We start from the raw sequence: 4,513 nt of genomic DNA, 5'->3' as shown, positions 1-4,513 counted from the left end.
CTGCGGGCGACTGCGGCGGCGGTGTCGGCGGTGACCAGGTCGGCGTTGACGGCGGCCGCGGCCTGCACGCCGGCGGCCATGGCGACGGGCACGCCGGCCTCCAGGTCGGTGACCTTGCCGGCGGCCCACACGCCCTCGACTCCGGTGTATCCGCTCGCGTCGGCCTGCACGTGGCGTCCGACGCCCATGGGGTGCTCGACGAGGGTGAGGCCGAGGCTGCGGAGCGCCTCGGCGCGGGCTTCGAAGCGCGGCGTCAGGGCGAGGGCACGCAGGTCGACGTGTCGGCCGGAGGCGAGCCGGACGCCGGAGAGGTGGTCGTCGGTGACGTCCACCGCGGCGACCTCACCGTCGACCACGGTGATGCCGCGGGCGGCCAGTTGCTCCCACTGCTCCTCGCTCGGGTCCTCCGTGTCGTGCAGGAAGAGGGTGACGTCGGACGACCACTGGCGGAACAGCAGCGCCTGGTGCACGGACCACGGTCCGGTGGCGAGCACGCCGATCGGGGTGTCGCGCACCTCCCAGCCGTGGCAGTACGGGCAGTGCAGCACGTCGCGGCCCCAGCGCTCGCGCAGTCCGGGCACGTCGGGGAGTTCGTCGACGAGGCCGGCGGTCACCAGCAGCCGTCGAGCCGTGAAGCGGTCGCCGCCCTCGGTCTCCACCTCGAAGCGGTCCCCGGCGCGGGTCGCGGTCAGCACCCGGTCGGCGACGACGCGTCCGCCGTAGTGGCCGACCTCCTCGGCGCCCACCCGCAGGAGTTCGCGCGGTGGTGTGCCGTCGCGGGTCAGCAGGCCGTGCACGCCTGCCGCGGGGGCGTTGCGCGGCTCTCCGGAGTCCACCACCAGCACCGAGCGCCGGGCCCTGGCGAGGGTCAGCGCGCCGGAGAGGCCCGCCACTCCGCCTCCGATGACGAGTACGTCCACGTTCGTGGGGTTCTGCTCTGTGGTTCGTGTCATGTCGCCAGCCTGCGACGCCACCGACGAAAGGGGCAATGTTTGTTGCCGTAACAGCAAACCGCTCAGCGTCGAGCCGCGGGGAGACGGACGTGCACGCGGGAGTGCCAGGGCTGCCGGGCGCCTGCGGGACGGGCGGCACCCGGCGGGCCGCGCTTTATACATTCGCGCCCTGTCGGCTCGGGGTGCGATCCTGGAACCCGTATGTCCACTGCGCCTGTCCTCACCCTGCCCGCCCTGTTGGAGCGGCTCCCCGAACTGATGCCGCGCGACGAGCGCCGGATCGGCCGACGCCTGGAAGGTGTGCGGCGGATACGCAAGCCGGAGGCCAAGGAGGCCGCGCTCGCCGAGATCGCCGCCGACATCGACCGGGCCGAGCTGCGCGTCGCCGCGCGGCGCGCCGCGGTGCCCGCGATCAGCTACCCGGAGCAGCTGCCGGTCAGCCAGAAGAAGGACGAGATCCTGGCGGCCATCCGCGACCACCAGGTGGTGATCGTGGCGGGTGAGACGGGCTCGGGCAAGACGACGCAGATCCCGAAGATCTGCCTGGAGCTCGGCCGGGGCATCAAGGGGCTCATCGGCCACACGCAGCCGCGTCGCATCGCGGCGCGCACGGTCGCCGAGCGGGTCGCGGAGGAGCTGGACACACCGCTGGGTGAGGCGGTCGGCTGGAAGATCAGGTTCACCGACCAGGTCGGCGACAACACGCTGGTCAAGCTGATGACGGACGGCATCCTGCTGGCCGAGATCCAGACCGACCGGGAGCTGCGGCAGTACGACACGATCATCATCGACGAGGCGCACGAGCGCAGTCTCAACATCGACTTCCTCATGGGCTACCTGGCCCAGCTGCTGCCGCGCCGACCCGATCTGAAGGTGGTCATCACCTCCGCGACGATCGACCCGGAGCGGTTCGCCCGGCACTTCGGCCGCTTCGCCACCGTCCCGGAGAAGGGCACGCGCAAGGGCAGGGCCCCGAGCCCGCAGGCAGACACCAGCACCAGCACCAGCACCAGCACCAGCACCAGCACCAGCGAACCGTCCCCCGGCAACGCCGGCGCCGCCTCCTCCGGGGAGCCGCCGGCCGCGCCGATCGTGGAGGTCAGCGGGCGCACGTACCCGGTGGAGGTCCGCTACCGTCCGCTGCTCGAGGACGGCGGCGACGACGTCGACCGGGACCAGATCACCGCCATCTGCGACGCCGTGGAGGAGCTCCAGGCGGAGGGGCCGGGTGACGTCCTGGTCTTCCTCTCCGGGGAGCGGGAGATCCGCGACACCGCCGACGCGCTCAACAAGAAGCAGCTGCGGGCGACGGAGGTGCTGCCGCTGTACGCGCGGCTGTCGCACGCCGAGCAGCACCGCGTCTTCCAGCGGCACTCCGGCCGCCGGGTGGTGCTGGCGACGAACGTGGCGGAGACGTCGCTGACCGTGCCCGGCATCAAGTACGTGGTCGATCCGGGGACCGCCCGCATCTCCCGCTACAGCCACCGCACCAAGGTCCAGCGGCTGCCGATCGAGCCGATCTCGCAGGCGAGCGCCAACCAGCGCAAGGGCAGGTGCGGGCGCACCTCGGACGGCATCTGCATCCGGCTGTACTCCGAGGACGACTTCCTGAGCCGCCCGGAGTTCACCGACGCGGAGATCCTGCGCACCAACCTGGCGTCGGTCATCCTCCAGATGACGGCGGCGGGCCTCGGTGACATCGAGCGGTTCCCGTTCATCGACCCGCCGGACCACCGCAGCATCAAGGCGGGCGTGCAGTTGCTGGAGGAGCTGGGCGCGCTCGGCGGTGACGGCCAGCCGGCCGGTGGCAAGGGGCGCCCGGGTCTGACCCCGATCGGCCGCAAGCTGGCTCAGCTCCCGGTGGACCCGCGGCTGGCCCGCATGGTGCTGGAGGCGGACCGCAACGGCTGCGCCCGTGAGGTGATGGTGATCGCGGCGGCCCTGTCCATCCAGGACCCGCGGGAGCGGCCGGTCGAGAAGCAGCAGCAGGCCGACCAGTCGCACGCCAGGTTCCGCGACGAGCACAGCGACTTCCTCGGCTTCCTCCGGTTGTGGCAGCACGTGCGGGAGCAGCAGAAGGAGCTGTCCTCGTCGGCGTTCCGCCGGAGCTGCAAGGCCGAGTTCCTCAACCACCTGCGGATACGCGAGTGGCAGGACATCTACGCGCAACTGCGCCAGGTGGCCCGCACGATGGGTGTGTCGCTGAACGACGAGGACGCGGCGCCGGACGCCATCCACCAGTCGCTGCTGGCGGGTCTGCTGTCGCACATCGGACTGAAGACCACCGAGGAGGCGGCGCCCGGCAAGAGCGGCGGCAACGCCAGGAACGCCGCTGGCAAGGAGGGCGGCCGGGGCTCGGGCAAGAACGAGTACCTGGGCGCGCGCAGCGCCAAGTTCGCGGTGTTCCCCGGTTCGGCGCTGTTCAAGAAGCCACCGCGGTGGATCATGTCGGCGGAGCTGGTGGAGACGTCCCGGCTGTGGGCGCGGGTGAACGCGCGCATCGACCCGGACTGGATCGAGCCGCTCGCCGGGCATCTCGTCAAGCGCACCTACAGCGAGCCGCACTGGGAGCAGAAGCAGGCCGCCGTGATGGCGTACGAGAAGGTCACGCTGTACGGCGTGCCGATCGTCGCCCAGCGGAAGGTCAACTACGGCCGGATCGACGCGGAGGTCTCCCGCGACCTGTTCATCCGGAACGCGCTGGTCGAGGGGGACTGGCGCACGCATCACCAGTTCTTCCACGACAACCGGAAACTGCTCGGCGAGGTCGAGGAGTTGGAGCACCGCGCCCGGCGTCGCGACATCCTGGTGGACGACGAGACGCTGTACGACTTCTACGACCAGCGGCTGCCGGAGGACGTCGTCTCCGGTGCGCACTTCGACTCCTGGTGGAAGAAGAAGCGCCGGGACGAGCCGGACCTGCTGAACTTCGAGAAGTCGATGCTCATCAACGAGCGGGCCGGGCAGGTCAGCAAGGACGACTATCCGGACAGTTGGCGGCAGGGTGATCTGACGTTCCGGGTGACGTACCAGTTCGAGCCGGGAGGCGACGCGGACGGCGTCACCGTGCACCTGCCGCTGCAAGTGCTCAACCAGGTCACCCCGGAGGGCTTCGACTGGCAGATCCCCGGGTTGCGGGAGGACGTCGTCACCGAGCTGATCCGGTCGCTGCCGAAACCGATCCGGCGCAACTACGTGCCGGCGCCGAACTTCGCCGCCCGGTTCCTGGACGCCGTCGGCGCACGCGGCGCTGAGGCACCCGCGGAGCCGCTCACCACCGCGCTGGCGCGGGAGCTGCCGCGCATGGTGGGGGTGCGGATGGAGGCGTCGGACTTCGACTGGGCGAAGGTGCCCGACCATCTCCGCATCACCTTCCGTGTGGTGGACGAGCGGCGCCGCAAGGTCGGTGCGGAGGCGGAGGACAAGGACCTGGACGCGCTGGTGCTGCGCATGCGGCCGAAGGCCAAGGCCGCGCTCTCCCAGGCGTTCGACGCGACCGCGGCGAGGTCCGGCGCGCGAGCCGGTGCCGAGGCGGGCCCGAAGGCGGGCGCCGCGTCGGG

The 4,513-nt window shown here is 71.4% G+C and carries 2 protein-coding genes; one reads left to right on the top strand and one right to left on the bottom strand.

The window, feature by feature from the left end:
* Positions 1-953, bottom strand: a 953-nt coding sequence (locus ACYVE9_RS16660; RefSeq protein WP_461028654.1) for an NAD(P)/FAD-dependent oxidoreductase, incomplete at its 3' end; no start/stop codon positions are given.
* 201 nt (positions 954-1,154) lie between these two features.
* On the opposite strand from ACYVE9_RS16660, the gene ACYVE9_RS16655 reads away from it, so the two are divergent.
* The coding region (locus tag ACYVE9_RS16655) for a DUF3418 domain-containing protein (protein ID WP_461028653.1) at positions 1,155-4,513 on the top strand (3,359 nt) is incomplete at its 3' end.

The sequence above is a fragment of the Streptomyces sparsus genome (genome assembly GCF_054776295.1).
This window is presented reverse-complemented; position numbering and strand designations above follow the sequence as displayed.